The 16,243-nt window shown below is 41.2% G+C and carries 13 protein-coding genes; 9 read left to right on the top strand and 4 right to left on the bottom strand.

Annotation, left to right across the window (positions count from 1 at the left end; all coding sequences use genetic code 11):
* The first annotated feature begins 24 nt into the window (after nucleotides 1-24).
* The 4 genes from F3I09_RS32455 to F3I09_RS32440 all read left to right on the top strand — a co-directional run bounded on the left by F3I09_RS32455 (nucleotide 25) and on the right by F3I09_RS32440 (nucleotide 6,564).
* Nucleotides 25-3,297 carry a SusC/RagA family TonB-linked outer membrane protein gene (locus F3I09_RS32455; RefSeq protein WP_188134050.1) on the top strand — a complete coding sequence of 1,091 codons (3,273 nt, stop codon included), beginning with the start codon at nucleotides 25-27 and terminating at the stop codon, nucleotides 3,295-3,297.
* A gap of 21 nt (nucleotides 3,298-3,318) precedes the next feature.
* Nucleotides 3,319-4,797, top strand: coding sequence for a RagB/SusD family nutrient uptake outer membrane protein (locus F3I09_RS32450; RefSeq protein ID WP_149699216.1), 1,479 nt, complete (start codon nucleotides 3,319-3,321; stop codon nucleotides 4,795-4,797).
* 67 nt (nucleotides 4,798-4,864) lie between these two features.
* The gene (locus F3I09_RS32445) at nucleotides 4,865-6,166 is read left to right on the top strand and encodes a thioredoxin family protein (RefSeq protein WP_149699215.1); all 1,302 of its coding nucleotides are present in this window, start codon (nucleotides 4,865-4,867) and stop codon (nucleotides 6,164-6,166) included.
* Nucleotides 6,167-6,201: 35 nt separating this feature from the next.
* Nucleotides 6,202-6,564 (top strand): helix-turn-helix domain-containing protein, encoded by a 363-nt coding sequence (locus F3I09_RS32440; protein ID WP_188134049.1) that lies wholly within the window; start codon nucleotides 6,202-6,204, stop codon nucleotides 6,562-6,564.
* A gap of 40 nt (nucleotides 6,565-6,604) precedes the next feature.
* Here the strand turns inward: F3I09_RS32440 and F3I09_RS32435 are convergent, their stop codons facing one another.
* Nucleotides 6,605-6,856 carry a hypothetical protein gene (locus F3I09_RS32435; RefSeq protein WP_149699213.1) on the bottom strand — a complete coding sequence of 84 codons (252 nt, stop codon included), beginning with the start codon at nucleotides 6,854-6,856 and terminating at the stop codon, nucleotides 6,605-6,607.
* 164 nt (nucleotides 6,857-7,020) lie between these two features.
* Nucleotides 7,021-7,491 carry a thioredoxin family protein gene (locus F3I09_RS32430; RefSeq protein ID WP_149699212.1) on the bottom strand — a complete coding sequence of 157 codons (471 nt, stop codon included), beginning with the start codon at nucleotides 7,489-7,491 and terminating at the stop codon, nucleotides 7,021-7,023.
* 411 nt (nucleotides 7,492-7,902) lie between these two features.
* Between F3I09_RS32430 and F3I09_RS32425 the strand changes: the two genes are divergently transcribed.
* The 5 genes from F3I09_RS32425 to F3I09_RS32405 all read left to right on the top strand — a co-directional run bounded on the left by F3I09_RS32425 (nucleotide 7,903) and on the right by F3I09_RS32405 (nucleotide 15,420).
* The gene (locus F3I09_RS32425; RefSeq protein ID WP_149699211.1) at nucleotides 7,903-8,514 is read left to right on the top strand and encodes an RNA polymerase sigma factor; all 612 of its coding nucleotides are present in this window, start codon (nucleotides 7,903-7,905) and stop codon (nucleotides 8,512-8,514) included.
* Between the two features lie 255 nt (nucleotides 8,515-8,769).
* Complete coding sequence (locus F3I09_RS32420) at nucleotides 8,770-9,348, top strand: hypothetical protein (protein WP_149699210.1); 579 nt, start codon at nucleotides 8,770-8,772, stop codon at nucleotides 9,346-9,348.
* A 69-nt stretch (nucleotides 9,349-9,417) separates the two neighbouring features.
* The gene (locus F3I09_RS32415; RefSeq protein ID WP_149699209.1) at nucleotides 9,418-10,560 is read left to right on the top strand and encodes a FecR family protein; all 1,143 of its coding nucleotides are present in this window, start codon (nucleotides 9,418-9,420) and stop codon (nucleotides 10,558-10,560) included.
* A 154-nt stretch (nucleotides 10,561-10,714) separates the two neighbouring features.
* Nucleotides 10,715-13,966 carry a SusC/RagA family TonB-linked outer membrane protein gene (locus F3I09_RS32410; RefSeq protein WP_149699208.1) on the top strand — a complete coding sequence of 1,084 codons (3,252 nt, stop codon included), beginning with the start codon at nucleotides 10,715-10,717 and terminating at the stop codon, nucleotides 13,964-13,966.
* Between the two features lie 17 nt (nucleotides 13,967-13,983).
* Complete coding sequence (locus F3I09_RS32405; protein WP_149699207.1) at nucleotides 13,984-15,420, top strand: RagB/SusD family nutrient uptake outer membrane protein; 1,437 nt, start codon at nucleotides 13,984-13,986, stop codon at nucleotides 15,418-15,420.
* 61 nt (nucleotides 15,421-15,481) lie between these two features.
* Here the strand turns inward: F3I09_RS32405 and F3I09_RS32400 are convergent, their stop codons facing one another.
* Together F3I09_RS32400 and F3I09_RS32395 are read right to left on the bottom strand one after the other, a co-directional pair.
* Entirely contained in the window at nucleotides 15,482-15,721 is a 240-nt protein-coding gene (locus tag F3I09_RS32400) for a hypothetical protein (RefSeq protein ID WP_149699206.1), read from the bottom strand.
* A gap of 41 nt (nucleotides 15,722-15,762) precedes the next feature.
* Nucleotides 15,763-16,194, bottom strand: a complete 432-nt coding sequence (locus tag F3I09_RS32395) for a MauE/DoxX family redox-associated membrane protein (RefSeq protein ID WP_370512676.1) — start codon at nucleotides 16,192-16,194, stop codon at nucleotides 15,763-15,765.
* Nucleotides 16,195-16,243: the final 49 nt, after the last annotated feature.

The raw sequence follows: 16,243 nt of genomic DNA, 5'->3' as shown, positions 1-16,243 counted from the left end.
TCAATACATCAATGTACCAGGGTAATGAAATTGATACTTATACTACTTATCACGTTTCAGGCATCGGCACTGGCCCTCGCGCAACAAGTTACGCTCAATTTTAAAAATGCACCTATAACAAAGGTTTTGCGGTCTATTCAAATGCAAACCGGCTACGGCTATAGCATGGATGGGGCCGAGGTTAAATACGCAAAGCCTGTTACACTAAACCTCAAAAACGCTACTATCGAAGAAACTTTACAAAGTCTGTTCTCCAACCAGCCGTTCAATTATAAGATTGATGGAAAAGTGATCAAGATCACTCGTAAACAGACTGAAACAGCTGCTATCACTCCTGTAAAAATAGAAAAGGACGGAGAAGTAACTGGGCAGGTTACCGATAAAGACGGTAAGCCACTTGCGGGAGCAACCGTTTCCGTTAAAGATGGCAGCCTGGGTGCTGTAACAGATGCCAATGGCCGATTCAAGATAACCGGAGCTCCGGCAAACGGAACATTGGTTATAACGATGATAGGCCGGGAAACCAGGCAGGTTAACTATAAAAGTAATCTGATTGCACCGATAGTCTTATTAGAGGTAAATGCAGCGTTAAAAGAGGTGCAGATTATTGCTTATGGTGAAGTAGAAAAGAAGTTCGCCACAAGCAATATTGGTTCTGTCAGTGGCGAAGTGATTTCACGCCAGCCTGTTACTAACGCGCTAATGGCCTTGCAAGGGCGTACGCCTGGTCTGTTTATCCAACAATCATCAGGGTTAAGCACAGGTTCCATCAATGTGACGGTACAGGGAAAAAACAGTATATCTTCAGGTAATACACCTTTCTATGTGATTGATGGAGTACCGTACACGCCCAATTCTATTCGTTCGCTGAATGTTGGTGTATTATTGGGGCCGACAAGCAACCTGAATTTTATCAGTCCCTCTGACATAGAGAGTATCACTATACTTAAAGATGCAGATGCGACCGCTATTTATGGTTCCCGTGCTGCCAATGGCGCAATTTTGATCACCACCAAGAAAGGCAAACCAGGCCAGACAAAGGTCAATCTGAATATGCAGACCGGTTGGTCAAAAGTGGCTAAAAAGCAAAAATTGCTGAATAGTGCTGAGTATCTGGAAATGAGAAGGGAGGCATTCAGAAATAATGACAATGCTACTCCTGATGTTATTGACTATGATGTAAACGGGGCCTGGGACTTAAACCGGGACAACGACTGGCAAAAAGAACTGATCGGGGGTACTGCACAATTTCAAAATTTGCAAGCATCCATTAGTGGTGGCACAGACCGCACGCAATTTTTAGTAGGTGCTGGATACATTCGTGAAACAACAGTTTTCAGTGGTGATTTCTCTAACATAAGAGGTACTGTAAACTTTAATATCAATAATATTTCTCCCAATGGAAAGTTTAGATACTTTATATCCGGCAATTATCTGTCCGGATTGAATAGACTTCCGCAAGCAGACCTGACAACCAACGCTGTTATGCTAGCACCTAATGCGCCTAAACTGTATAATCCCGATGGTACAGTAAACTGGGATATCGATCCGGTTGACAACATCACATCTAGATTTTGGGATAACCCGGTTTCAGGTCTGCTGCAGACATACCGGGACAAGAGCAACAATTTAGTAGCCAATTCAAACCTATCGTATGAGCTTTTGCCAGGTCTAGCCCTAAAATCCAGCTTTGGCTACAACAGGCTTGAAAATAATGAATTGGCTACCATACCAAAGATTGCAGTTAGTCCTGATCAACGCCCATTTTTTAATGGAAATGGGAAATATGGAAATAAAAGCGTTACTACATGGATTATAGAGCCTCAGCTTACCTTTTATAAATCCTATTCTTTTGGAACTATTGATGGCATTATTGGTTCAACTTTTCAAAATACCGACAACTATGTACTGATGCAGGAAGGTATGAACTACAACAGCGACGCACAGCTTCCAGATCTAAACGCCGCCGGGACAAAAACCATAATCAATTCCACACAAGCAAAATACAAGTATAGCGCAATATTTGGCCGTTTAAGCTACCGATATAAAGACCGTTATATATTAAACTTCAGTGCTCGAAGAGACGGCAGCAGTAGGTTTGGCTCGGAAAACCTGTTTCATAATTTTTATAGTGTAGGAGGTGCGTGGATCTTCTCGGAAGAAGATCTTTTTAAGAAACTACTTCCACTAGCCAACTTTGGCAAATTGCGTGCGACATACGGTACAACCGGAAACGATCAGATAGGTGATTATAGTTTTTACAGCTTGTATGGAAATTACAGCGTACCTGTTCCTTATCAAGGCGTAGTAGGTCTTAATCCGAGAGGCCTAGCAAATCCGTTCTTGCAATGGGAGGAAACCAGGAAACTGAATTTTGGTGTTGATCTTGGTTTCTTTGACAGCAGGATAATGATAAGGGCCGATTATTTTAGGAACAGATCTTCAAATCAACTTCTTGGGAAAAATTTGAGTCTCGTTACTGGATTTAACGGTATCCGCAGAAACTTGCCTGCTTTAGTTCAAAATACTGGCTGGGAATTTACACTGGATTACACACCAGTTAAAGGGAGCAATTTTACATGGTCGGGATCTGCCAACATCACCATTCCCCAAAATAAGCTGATACGTTATGATGGACTAGCTGAAAGCAGCGATAACAACAGATTTATTATAGGCGAATCGATTGGTATTGTTAAGGTATTTCAATATGAAGGCGTGAATCCGATAACAGGTCTTTATGAGTTTGTTACTGTTAAAGGCGAATTAACTTCTGCCCCTGTAGATCCAACAGATAAAATTAGGTTTCTTAACCTAGATCCAAAATGGTATGGTGGCTTTAGCAATACCGTTTCATTTAAGGGATTCGATCTGGATATGTTTTTTCAGTTTTCGAAGCAAAAGGCAGCCATAGCTAGGTTTGGTAACTATCCAGGGGCAAACATTGGTCAGCAGCCAAAGATTGTCTTGAATCGCTGGCGTAAAGCTGGTGATGTGGCAGAAATTCAAAAAGTGACAACAAATTTTGCTGAATATTTCGACCCGCTCAATGCTGCAGGAAGTAGCGATGCGGCATATGGTGATGCCACTTATGTACGCCTGAAAAACGTCTCCTTATCGTACAGGTTCAACGCCGGGTTTATTAAAAAGGCACATATTTCCAATGCCAGAATATTTGTGCAAGGCCAGAACCTATTAACGATCACCAATTATTTTGGAGGTGTAGATCCAGAAACACAGAGCGCCGGAAGTTTAGGGGCATTACGAACATTCACTATAGGCACGCAACTCACTTTTTAATGTACCATTAATCCAAAATCGATGAAAAAAATATATTATAGCAGTAGCAGATGGCTCATTCTAATTGCGTTGTGCTACTCGTTTCAGTTTACATCCTGCAAGAAATTTATTGAAGTAGACCCGCCTGTGACAAGCGTGACAGATGGTAACGTTTTTTTGGGGGATGCCACGGCAGCGGCAGCGATTACAAGTATTTATGCGCAAATGGTCAATACCAGATTTGCCTTGAATATGACTGTCTATCCTGAACTTGCCGCCGATAACCTAAAAATATTTACTACTGGTTTTACCGACTACACGACATATTTTACTAACTCTTTGCAGGCTGGTGATGGTGGTATTCCGATTTTTTGGAATTCCATTTATCCATACATCTATCAAGTAAACGCGGCAATAGAAGGTCTTACAAAAACAACTACTTTAACGCCGTCAGTTAAGCAAAACCTGCTGGGCGAGGCATATTTCCTTAGAGGGTTCTTTTATCATCACATTGCCAGCTTGTACGGTGACGCACCTTTGGCACTTACCACAAACTATGGGGTCAACAATAAACTGTCCCGGTCTGCTGTGACAGCTGTTTATGCACAGGCCGTAGCTGATCTGAAAATGGCACAATCCCTTTTGGGGGACAGTTATCTTCAAAAAGACGCAAACACACCTTATGGCGGTGATAATCCTGAAAGGGTTCGTCCAAACAAGTCGGCTTGCACTGCGATACTGGCAAGGGTTTATTTATATCAAAGAGACTGGGCAAATGCAGAAGCAGCAGCTACAGAAGTGATTAATAAAACTAGTCAGTATGGTATTTTGTCTCTTGATCAGGCTTTTTTAAAAAACAGTAAAGAGACAATTTGGGCTTTACAGCAAGTGCGTGCAAATGTGAACGCTGATGAAGGAGATTTTTTCATATTAAGAAATGGAGGGCCAAGTAGTTCCCGGGATCAGGCCGTTTATCTTTCGCCTAAATTTGTAGAATATTTTCAAACGGGTGATCAGAGAAGGCTAAAGTGGATTAATTCAGTTACAAAAGCTGGCCTGCCTTACTATTATGCCTTCAAATACAAAGTTGATGCAGGTGTCGCTGCCGTTAGTGAATATTCAATAGTCCTCCGTCTGGCAGAATTATATCTCATTCGGTCCGAAGCCAGGATACAACAGAACAAAGTGACTGAAGGAATAGCTGATCTTAACGTTTTGAGAGAACGTGCCATCAATATATCCGAACCCGATTTAAACCTGCGGCTAAAGTTACTGGCTACCTCTTTGTCTAAAGTGGAAGCCCTTGCCGCATTAAATTATGAAAGGCGTGTGGAGCTGTTTTGTGAGTGGGGCCACCGTTGGTATGATTTAAGAAGAAGTGGGCAGATAGATGCAGTAATGCAGATAACAACATCTGAAAAGGGCGGTGTTTGGCAATCGTACAAGGCACTGTTTCCGGTGCCGGCTTTAGAAATTCAATACAATGGCGCATTAAGCCAGAATGATGGATACGCCAAGTAAATTTTAACTATATGGCATTCAGCAACCGTCTGGCCTGCTGAATGCCAATACCTAACATAATGAAACCATGAATAAGATTGTCATAATACTTTTAACAATTATACCTCTCTTTGTCAGATCACAGAATAATGAGGAGATCAAATTTAGCACAGCAAAAAGCTGGGAGGAAGTGCTTGCTGAAGCTAAAGCTACAAACAAACCTATTTTCGTAGACTTATATACAACCTGGTGTACCTATTGCCGACAAATGAAACGTGAAGTCTTTGCAGATAAAAAGGTTGCTGAATACGCCAATAAGAATTTCATTTCCGTGATGGTACAAATGGACAGCAGCAAAAACGATAACGAATATATCAAAAACTGGTATCCTGACGCAGCAAAATTTAAGCGCTATGTAAGTACTGGTTATCCCTGCTATTTGTTTTTTACCGCAGACGGTAAGTACTCCGGCAAAGAAGAAGGGTTTAGGAAACCGGAAGTATTCTTAACCTTGCTCCAAAAAGCTATTGATCCAAAGGGCAGCTACGCAGCGCAGATCGCATCATTTGAACAAGGAACCTTAAATAGAGAACAACTTCTTGAACTAGCTTATTGGTCAAATAAAAATAGAGATAGTGTTTGTTTTAAAATTGCCAAGCAGTATAAAAAACGCTACTTAGATCATTTACCATTGGATTCAATGTTCAATCTTGAAGCTGACCGATTTATTGCGACATTTTATGAAATTTTTACGTTCCGGGACAAGATAATCCCTTACATGTATGCCCATCAAAAACAAACAGATTCAATTTTTAAACGTTATCCTGGCTATTCGAAAAATATTACAGATTACGTCATAAGGAATGAGTTCATAGTTAGTAAAATTAGTCAAAATGGAACTTATACTAACACTGAGCCGGACTGGAAAACAATAGAAAACAGCATTGCCAAAAAGTTTGATCAAAAAATAGGAGAGCGCCTGATTCTTGATGCAAAAGTAGACAGATATTACCACTTGAAGAGACTGGACAAGTATGCAATGCTTGAATTTGAACGGATGGAGAAATATGGGATGGACACAACTGGCTTTGGGCTGGTCAGGGTCAATAACTTAATTTATGAAGTAGTATTTAAAAATGTTACAGATACGGCAATTCTAAAAACTGCGGTCCGTGTAATGGGCAAGGTAGTAAAACAAGATAAATTTTCTGATCCAGAACGACTTGATACCTATGCAAGTATTCTCTATAAGGCAGGGCACAAACAAAAGGCTATCGAAATGGAAAAGCGCGCGCTTAACCTTGCTACCGAAATGAATAATAATTCAATAGCAAAATTTTTTGCTGAAATGATTGATAAAATGAGCAAGGATATTCCGATTTGGAGGTAAAGGAAATGGAATTGATAGAGATAACCAGCGGGACTATGGTTGGCTTTCAATCCGGCTTTGTACATCCGGATCTGAAAATTCTAAGGAAATTAAACCATCTGGTTGAAATTCATTTTAAAGAGAATAAAGCAGAGGCTTTTTATTCCGAGCAGTTAGGAATTAGCATTAAAGTGTTGAATAAATTTTTGCGTACTTATAAAAATACAACTCTTCATAAGTATATTCAGAATAGAGTTCATGCTGAGGCTATTAGTCTGTTGATAGGAACTATTGTGCCAATAAAATTAATTGCCTATGAACTTGGATATAGTGATCCGGCTTATTTCAACAGGAAGTTTTTAAAAAGAGAACAATGTACTCCCAGAAATTTTAGAGGAAAAAATAGTCTGCTAAAGTAAATGCAAGCATGTCCGACACCATCGGACATGCTTGTTTTGTTTACAGACCTTCACGAACACCGAGTTCAGTACAAGATTGTAAAGAATTGGTAGTTGCCCATATAGTAGTTGTTGTTACTGCCAGGGTAGTATATCCAGTCAGTTTACTTGTACAAATTGTTGTTGCTGGATCTGTCGTGTTTGAAGCAGGAACATAAACGAATTGGGTGCTTCTTGCTTTGAATGCAAAAACAGTACCTGCAACTACAAGTAGTGCTCCAAGGCCCATAATAATTCTGGCTTTACGTTTCATAATTAAATAATTTGTGTTAAGTTGATGTGCTTACTCTGATCAAGGGTTTTCAGCTACTCCCTTTTTATTTTTCTCGAAAAAAATCTGGTTAAAATGGAAACGAATTTAGGGTCTCCATAGTCGGCGATTGGTTATGAAAAAAGCAAATTTGTATTTCTAAATATCTATAATTTGTTGATCAATGAATCCAACTGATGAAAATTAAGCACCATCGTACCTCCGCCACGGTACCGCTTGTCCTTATCGAAAAATACATTGTAGGGCGTTGCATTCACATTGTAGCGCCTCCTAAAAGCATAACCAGAATCTCTCCCCACTATTACATTGGGGTATCTTTCCAAATTGTAGTTCTTATAAAATGCCATCATCTCGCTGTATGGATGGGCGGTAATAAGGCAAAACTGCACCTCCTTTAGTTTATCCATATTGGCCGCAATATCTTGCCATTCTGCCCGGCAAGCCTCGCAGTATGGCTGGTAGTAAATTAGTAGTATCGGTTTGCCCTTAGGTAACTTAGCAATGTTAAAATAGCCGGTACTGTCTGGCAGTTGGAGTGAAATATCAGGTATAGTCTCTTTAATCCCACAGTTGGTTAATACTACTCCCATTAGCAAAATCCCAAAGTAACGTTTCATACCTGCAAGGTACCTACCTAATCAATGAACGTTCTTAGGAGACGCGCATATTATTTAGGAGATCAGCGAAATAAATTGTAGCGGGCCATCAATGCCAATTTTTTGTTAAATCCACTCGATAAGTGTTACCTATTCCCATAAATAGCAACATCTAAATATAGATGCAAATCAAAACAATGGTAGCCTATACGGTGTCATATCAGTAGGGAATAAAGAAAGTGATCTTGCAATAGAGATAATCTGCAATCGATATCACGTATACGCTAAAACGTTGATTCATATAAATTATTGTTAATCAATGGTTAAACGCGTTTCGTCGGGATTTTTTCAGAAGTGTGCGCATTACCTTTGTTGCAAAAACGTACCGTTGTACTTTTTGCTAATACCAACCATTAAATTAAACAGTATTCCATGATACCGTATGAAAAGCGCAGTGATAAGGAATTGTTTGATTTGCTTAACCAATCAGACGATAAAGCGTATAAGGTAATTTTCGAACGTTATTGGGAGCCGCTCTATCGCCGTGTAAGTTCCATGGCACCAGATCGGGAAGAAACGAAGGATATTCTGCAAGATGTATTTTTAGATTTGTATAACAAACGAGGTACATTTGAATCTACAGATTCCCTTGGAGGCTATCTATATAGAGCAGTACGTTCCAGAATGCTCAACTTAGCCCGTAATTATAAGGTAACCCAAAAATACCTGCAATACCTTACATATGCACTTGGCGACGAAACACCGGCCCACCAACGCCCCGATCAGACGCTGGTAGATAGGGAATTTGAAGAGCGAATTGAAATGGAGATTGCCAGCCTGCCTTCAAAAATGCGGAAGATATTTGAAATGTCGCGGTTAGAGTACAAAACCCATAAGCAGATATCTTCTGAACTGGGCGTTACAGAGGGTACGGTCAAGAAACAGATCCAGTATGCGCTGGCAAGACTTTGGTCAAAACTTTCTTGCTTCTTTTTTATGTTTGTTATGCTGGCTATTCTTATACTTCACAAATTGTTCAACTAATTTTTCATTACATCTACCACTTCATCTTCTCCTACGTGTTCTATATATGTACGCGCTCAATTATTCTCTGGCCAACAACATAATGTGAGCGCGTACATCAATTAAAATGATGACGCATTCTTTGCCGACCAGAGAGCACCAACCATATTGATGTTCCTGTTTGCTACAGCACAAATACAAACCTCCCCAAAGGGGAACAGGTAATGCTATGGCTGTAGGTTATCCCACAAAAATTAGATCAAAAGGTAGGAGTATATGAATTTATTACCATCTAACCGCATCTTATGTAATTCTTGTAACAGGGATACTGGCATAGTTCCATTGCCAGCGGTGTATAAAGGAACAATTGAGCAACCTAAAGATGTAGCCACAGAAAACAGTGCTTCGTGCTTCCCTTGTAAGGTAGAAGTAGATTTGACACAGTTTTCATTTACGGTTTATGCCCAGTCGCCGCATCAGGCCAAGGTAATTACAGACACATTACTACCACATATGATATATGCTAAGAACCAACATTTCCTCATCAAAAACAAAACAGAAATGAAAAAGAACCAACAAGTTCAAAGTCTCATCCTGCTAGTCGCCACTGGTGGCTTTTGGGTTGGCCTGTTATTAGGCATCTCCCATATTCTGATGGCATTTGCAACCAGCCATATGGACTGGTACCGTTTCATTGCCGTTATGGCTGGAATGCCCCTTATGTTTACATTATTGGGGGCCTTTTTACTAAAAACAACGGGGGGGCTGGCCGAAAAGAATTTCATGGAACTGGTAAAACTCACGCTGATCATGAATTTCAGCGTATTTAAGTTACTTAAGCAGCTAAAAAAATAAAATTTTCAAAAATGGTCTACCACTTCAACGTGATTTGCGTGTTCTATTAATATATCAACCCCTCAAATCATGTACCCTTACAAAAACGAAGAAGCACTAAAGCTGTTGCAGCAATACCTTAACAAGCAGAGCAGTCCAGAAGACGCTGCTCTGGTTGAACATGCCTATAACCAAATGGTAGCTAACAGCACAATTAATCCATCAAGTTATGAATCCAAGCCAATCAAAAATGAAGTTTGGCGAAATATTGCACCACCACAGCCCCAAGGCAAAATTTTAGGCCTTGATAAGCTAGTAATCGCTGCTGTTGCTGCAGCTATTGTTCTGGTAATCGGAATTGCCGGTGTGCTCCGTTTTGTAGCGCAAACCGGCATCCATAAGGCAGTACCTGTATTGGCCGGTATTACAGGTTCACATACCAGCAACAGAGCTACCCTTCTATTAGGTAGCGGTAAAACAGTGAGCCTTTCAGATCTTCCAATTGGAAGTACGTTTAGATCTGGTGGCATAGAAATAAAAAAAGAAGGCAACGGACTACTTGTTTATCATTTGACAAATACTGCGAATCGTATCCCTGGCCATCTAAACACGCTTAGGGTGCCCAATGGCAGCGATTACGAAGTTGCTTTGACAGATGGTACCAAGGTACACGTAGGGCCAGGCAGCACAATGGCCTTTAACCCCGAGTTTAACGATGAAAGGGCCGTAGAAGTAGACGGGCTGGCTAAGTTCACGGTAGCTAAGGATGCGAACAAGCGATTTAAAGTTACCGCTCAAAACGAAGTTGTTGAGGTGTTGGGTACAGAATTCAATGTAAACAGTTATAAGGGTAAACCCGGTGTAACCACATTATATGATGGCAGCATTGCGGTTAGCCCGACAGATACCGGAGCAGTACGCAGAAAAATACTCCAACCAGGACAACAGGTTATTTCAGATGGAAAGAAGTTATCAATTATAAGTTTAAATGTGGTTGATTTGAGTGATTGGACCAAAGGATACCTGACTTTCAAAAACACACCAGTTAAGGAGGTGTTAAGTGAGGTTGCCCGCTGGTATAACGTGGAAGTAGAGTATAGTAAAATACCAGATGGGACAGTAAATGCCACTTTATTTCTAACACATCCGCTCAAATCGATTCTGCAAGCACTAAATAACAAATTAGGTGTGCAGCTCATACTAGTAGAGGACAAAAAAATAACTGTGCTTTAGTGCCTGCAATTCTTTTCCCTCCTTGTAAAGCCAACCACAACTATCCTACCAACTCTCTTTATGTTATAAAAAACCACCGGTCATTGTTTAATGACCGGTGGACTAGGATCTGCATGCCAATGGGTATGCCATTATTAAACCAAACCAACCATTTATGTACAGAGTTTTTTTAATGATTTTACTGGTTATTTTTAGTCTAACAGTCAAGGCTCATGAGCGCCAACCGTCATCAGACACAATTGTAACAAGTATTGACAAGACCATACACGTTAATGTTGTAGCAAAGCCCTTTCACGAAGTAATACACGACATTGCCAGGCAAAGCGGGCGTTGCTATGTAGAGAGCATTACAGCCCCACTTGGCTTGGTAACAGTCAGTATCGACAAGGCGGGCGTATACGATGCAGTAAGATTGGTAGCCAGAATTTACGATCTTGAATTCTCCATTACAGACGAAAACATTTTCATTAATCTAAAACCAGGAAAAAGCAGCAACCAGGGCGAAGAAAAGACGGTTACATTAAAGGGAAAAATTGTGAACACCAAATGTACCCCGGTAGCTGGGGCCACTGTATCTTTATCAAATGGCAGGAAAACAATCAGTGGGGACAATGGTGAATTTGAGTTTAAAAATGCCCCTCCGTCCGGATCATTGGTCGTCACCCATGTTTCCTACAACCCAGTCACAATACCCTATAAACAGGAAATATCCAAACCAATTGTTTTACAGGAAAGCAACAACGCACTAGATGAAATTGTCTATAACGGATACACCTCTTCTACACGTAAAGAAAGCGTAGGTAACGTTACCGTAGTTAAGGTAGATGACAGTAGTCCGGCCCCAGTATCCAATCCTTTAATCGCATTGCAAGGCAGAGTGGCTGGATTATTTATCAATCAAAGCTCGGGTATGCCCGGGGGCTCGCTTGACGTGGTGGTCCGTGGTAAAAATTCTATAGCCAATGGACGGCAACCACTCTATATCATTGATGGTGTGCCTTACATCGTCCCTTTTTCAACATTGTCACCTTCGGTATTGATGATTTTTGACCCGCTTTCTTACATAAGCCTATCTGATATTGAATCATTCACAGTATTAAAAGATGCAAATGCCACCGCCATTTACGGCTCACGGGCCGCAAACGGAGTTATTGTTATTACAACCAAACACCCTAAACCTGGGCTAACTAAGTTACAGGTAAATGTTTATGGAGGCATGGGAAAAATCACAAGGAAAATGGATTTGATGAATACCGAGCAATATTTGCAGATGAGGCACCAGGCTATAAAAAATGACAATCTGCAGCCGTCATCCGCCGATTACGATATAAACGGTACCTGGGATACTTCTGGCCGTACAAACTGGCAGCAGCAAATGATCGGGGGCTTTGCTAAAATAGTCAATGCCAATGTATCTTTATCTGGAGGTACAGAATTTACCCAGTTCAGGTTAAGTGGTGTGTATCGTCATGAAACGATGGTCTACCCCGGATCATTTTTAAGCCGTACAAGATCTTTCAGGAGCAGTGTAAACCACCACTCGCAAAACCAGCGTCTTCAAGTCAATTTTGGTGCGTTCTATACTTATAAAACCAATTTCAGTCCACAGCAGGAACCAATGCGTGCAATGTTTGGCTTTCCAGCTGCGCCACCCATTTATGGTCCGGGCAAGCAGCTCAATTTCCAGAACAACACCTTCCTGAATCCCTTAGCGCAACTGCTAAGAACATCTACAACCACTGTAGACCATCTTTTGAGTGATCTTTACTTCTCGTATAAATTGTTCCCTCACGTAGACTTCAGAAGCAACTTTGGTTATACATTAACGCAACTCGAAGACATCGCCATTACGCCAGCCAGTTCCTACATGCCTAATGTAGAGGATAAAGCGGCTAAACGTACAAATGGAACCGGTGTTCAGGTGTCCAGAAACTACATTTGGGAGCCGCAAATATTCACCGATTTTAGAATTGGCGATGCAAAATTTGAGGTTATTACTGGTGCAAGCCTACAGCAAAGCAAAGGCTGGAATTCGCTTTACATATCCACTAATTTTAAAAACGATGAGCTGATTAGCAATCCAGGCACCGCAAGTCATGTAGATCCATTCCTGGAACGGATCAAATACAATTATATTTCAGGCTTCAGCCGAATAAACGTCAATTTCAAAAGCAGGTATTTTTTGAACCTTAGCGCCCGACGTGATGGCAGCAGTAGGTTAGGTCCTGATAAAATGTTTGGTACATTTGGCGCCATCGGTGCAGCCTGGATATTTTCCAACGAGCCTTTCTTTCAAGATAATGTGTCGTTTATCAGATACGGTAAACTTCGGGGAAGCTTTGGAACAACAGGAAACGACCAAATCGTAGGTGGCCGTTACCAAAGTGTATACGACGCAGATCTGGGTTATTGGGATGAACCTGGCTTATCTGCACAAGGGCTCACTAACAGCGCTATTGATTGGGAAAAAACGATAAAATCTGAAATTGCCATAGAGCTTGAAACAAATAAAGGTAGTACGGCAAACCTTAGCATATACCGCAATTGCAGTACTAACCAATTGGTCCAATCGGCCTTGCCAGGAGGCACAGGTTTTCAGTCCATCACGGCCAACATACCAGCCAAAGTTGAAAATACCGGTATCGAATTGGACATTAGTCATACGCTAATAAAAAATAACAAACTGATTTGGAAAACGGATTTCAACATTACAATTCCTAAAACCAAACTGAAAGCGTATCCTGATCTGGAGAGTTCGCCTTATGCCTTCCGGCTGGCTATTGGCCAATCATTGGATAGCAGATTTCTCTATTCTTATATCGGTGTTGATAAAAATACTGGCCTGTATCAATTTGCGCAACGAAAAAACGATGGTGTTTTGAATAAGTTTGACCAAGTACCTGTATCATTTACACCCTCATTTTATGGCGGCTGGAATAACAGAATTCAATATCGAAGGTTCTCTGCCGAGGTATTCGTCTATTTTGTAAAGCAAAAAGGGTATCGTGCAACAGGCCCAGCCACAGTTGGTATGTTCTTATCCAGCGGGGCTAACCAGCCAGTTAAATACCTGGATTATTGGAGGTATCCGGGCGACGACGCTCCGTATCAAAAGCCCTCCACATCGGTTGACGCCAATGCCGCAAATACACGTTACACTAATAGTACCGCAATGGTGGGTGATGCTTCATTCCTCAGGTTGAAAAGCTTGTGCATCAGTTACACCCTTAGTGAAAGCACTTTAAAAAAGCTGAAAGTAAGCGATGCAAAAATCTATGTGCAAGGACAAAATCTTTTTACCCTTACCAAGTTTGATGGCATGGACCCGGAAACGTCAAAGCCGCTGCAAACGCCATCTTTACCTCCATTAAAGACAATCAACATCGGATTGCAAATTTCACTATAACGTTCAAAACGAAAAAAATGAATACGACATATCAGAAACTGACCATCCTTATCCTATTATCTGCATTGATTACCAGCTGTAAAAAGTTCATGGAGGTTAACAACCGTAACAACCAGCTCGAAGGCAGCGCGGTGTTTATGCAAGACGAAACGGCCACCGTTGCACTTACAACAGTTTACGCAAAAATTTTTACCGAGGCTGCATCTCCATACATTGTCACATTGTTAACAAGTCTTCAGGGAGATGAGTTGAGGAACCCGGGCATACCTCCGGCTGCAGAATACTATGCAAACGCCATTGATCCGATAAGCAATATTTATTGCAAAAGCTATTGGGACAGAACCTACAATTACATTTACTTGCTCAATTCAGTTCTGGAAGGTTGTTCGGTATCCACAACACTTACTCCTGAAGTCAAAAAGCAAATAATGGCTGAAGCGCTATTTACAAGGGCTTATTTATATTTCTATCTGGTAAACCTGTATGGCGACGTTCCAATTGCATTGGTTACAGAATATCATGTAAACAGATCGTTAGAACGTAGCCCGGTAGAAAAGGTTTATGAACAGATCATCCACGACCTTAAGGCAGCACAGCAAGATTTGAACACTGAGTATGTGGGCAAAGACAGCTGGCCTGGTACTACTGAACGTGTGCGCCCTAACAAAGCTGCAGCTACCGCTTTATTGGCCCGCGTTTATTTATACACCGGGAAATGGGTTAGCGCAGAAGAACTCTCCAGTTCATTGATTGCCAATAACGCCTACAGTATGGTACCCGCAGCTCAAACTTTTCTAAAGGGCTCAACCGAAACCATATTGGCACTTCGCCCATCATATCCCAATTATACCGGTGTTAACACAGTAGACGGGTCAGAATTCATCTTGCAGAATTCTCCCGTTACTATGGGGAAACCCTTTCTGAACCAAGAATTAGTAAACAGCTTTGATGAAAATGACCTGAGAAAGTTAAATTGGATTGGCGAATATGTAGATACGATTGGCACCCATCCAACAATCTATTATTATCCTTTTAAGTATAAAGTTCGTTTTGACAGCGACCTTAAAGAAAATACAATTTTGCTAAGGTTAGCAGAACAATACCTCATCAGGGCCGAGGCCAGGGCAATGCAAGGCAGATACACTCCTGCACTTCAAGACATCAATGTCATCAGAAAAAGAGCCGGTATAGCTCCACTAACTTCAATGAATACTGATATAACCAGGAATGGTATCATGCAAGCCATCTTGAAGGAGCGGCAGCGGGAATTCTTTGCAGAGTTGGGACACCGCTGGTTTGACCTGAAGCGTACCGGGAGTTGCGATTCAGTAATGAGCAGAATAGCTGCCATAAAAAAGAGCAGTTGGAAACAAGAAATGAAATTCTGGCCCATCCCTGCAGCCGAAATCTTACTGAATAGCAATTTACAACCGAGTAAGGGCTACCAATACTAAACATTTCTGAGTTTGTACGTTAACAGATTATAATTGGGCCGGTTATTTACCGGCCCTGTTTTTACGGCTTAACCGGGTTCATCCTTATTCCTGACAAAGTATATACTTGATAGGTATTTGAATTTATTGTATATAAACATCCCCATCCAACTTCCGGGCAGTCGAAGGGGACATATACAGCCGAGTATAAGCCTCCTCCGAGGCCTATATAACCGAAAAAATCTCTTGCACGCATGGCGTAGGCAGCACTAATGGCCGCAGATGCAAGAATAAAAACTAGAATTTTCTTTGCCTTGTTCATAAAATTTTGTTTAAGGGTGAAAGATTATTTTGAGGTTTGGGTTAGTAAATTTTACTCGCGTTTGTCACCGTTTTGCGTTTCAAGTGAAGCCCCAACGCGGATAAGGCCAGAAAGCCAATGTTAAACAGCAAATGCTGAGGCCAGGTCAATTCCCTGATAATGCCGCCGCAGGTACAAGGTCGTTCTTTTGTGAAGCCAAGAACATAGATGACATATAGGGTAAATAATGCCATCAGCACTAGCGATCCAAACAAGCCATATTGCCGGGTTTTATCCGGCAACAACAGTACCGCCACTAATATTTCAACAATAGGAACTACAAAGGCTATTGGGGTTGCATAAGGTTGCAGCAATGGAGATCGTTTCAGATCATACAAATAGTAATTAAATGAAATGAGTTTATTCATGGCTGCGTATACAAACAGGAAAAACAGTGCATAGCTAAAGCATGCAATTAGGGTCCTTGCGTTCATAATCATAAGGTTAGGCAGAGCCGAGAATAGCGACGATATAAATTTCAAT

The sequence above is a fragment of the Chitinophaga sp. CF418 genome, from assembly GCF_900142925.1.
In the GTDB taxonomy this organism is placed as follows: Bacteria; Bacteroidota; Bacteroidia; order Chitinophagales; family Chitinophagaceae; genus Chitinophaga.
The sequence above is the reverse complement of the archived record's forward strand: the minus strand, read 5'-3'. Positions and strand labels throughout refer to the sequence as shown.

Coding starts and splice junctions, on each gene's coding strand:
- F3I09_RS32415 (WP_149699209.1), top strand. CDS start 9,418: ATGTACCCTTACAAAAACGAAGAAGCACTAAAGCTGTTGCAGCAATAC.
- F3I09_RS32455 (WP_188134050.1), top strand. CDS start 25: ATGAAATTGATACTTATACTACTTATCACGTTTCAGGCATCGGCACTG.
- F3I09_RS32435 (WP_149699213.1), bottom strand. CDS start 6,856: ATGAAACGTAAAGCCAGAATTATTATGGGCCTTGGAGCACTACTTGTA.
- F3I09_RS32405 (WP_149699207.1), top strand. CDS start 13,984: ATGAATACGACATATCAGAAACTGACCATCCTTATCCTATTATCTGCA.
- F3I09_RS32410 (WP_149699208.1), top strand. CDS start 10,715: ATGTACAGAGTTTTTTTAATGATTTTACTGGTTATTTTTAGTCTAACA.
- F3I09_RS32450 (WP_149699216.1), top strand. CDS start 3,319: ATGAAAAAAATATATTATAGCAGTAGCAGATGGCTCATTCTAATTGCG.
- F3I09_RS32445 (WP_149699215.1), top strand. CDS start 4,865: ATGAATAAGATTGTCATAATACTTTTAACAATTATACCTCTCTTTGTC.
- F3I09_RS32440 (WP_188134049.1), top strand. CDS start 6,202: ATGGTTGGCTTTCAATCCGGCTTTGTACATCCGGATCTGAAAATTCTA.
- F3I09_RS32395 (WP_370512676.1), bottom strand. CDS start 16,194: ATGAACGCAAGGACCCTAATTGCATGCTTTAGCTATGCACTGTTTTTC.
- F3I09_RS32400 (WP_149699206.1), bottom strand. CDS start 15,721: ATGAACAAGGCAAAGAAAATTCTAGTTTTTATTCTTGCATCTGCGGCC.
- F3I09_RS32420 (WP_149699210.1), top strand. CDS start 8,770: ATGAATTTATTACCATCTAACCGCATCTTATGTAATTCTTGTAACAGG.
- F3I09_RS32425 (WP_149699211.1), top strand. CDS start 7,903: ATGATACCGTATGAAAAGCGCAGTGATAAGGAATTGTTTGATTTGCTT.
- F3I09_RS32430 (WP_149699212.1), bottom strand. CDS start 7,491: ATGAAACGTTACTTTGGGATTTTGCTAATGGGAGTAGTATTAACCAAC.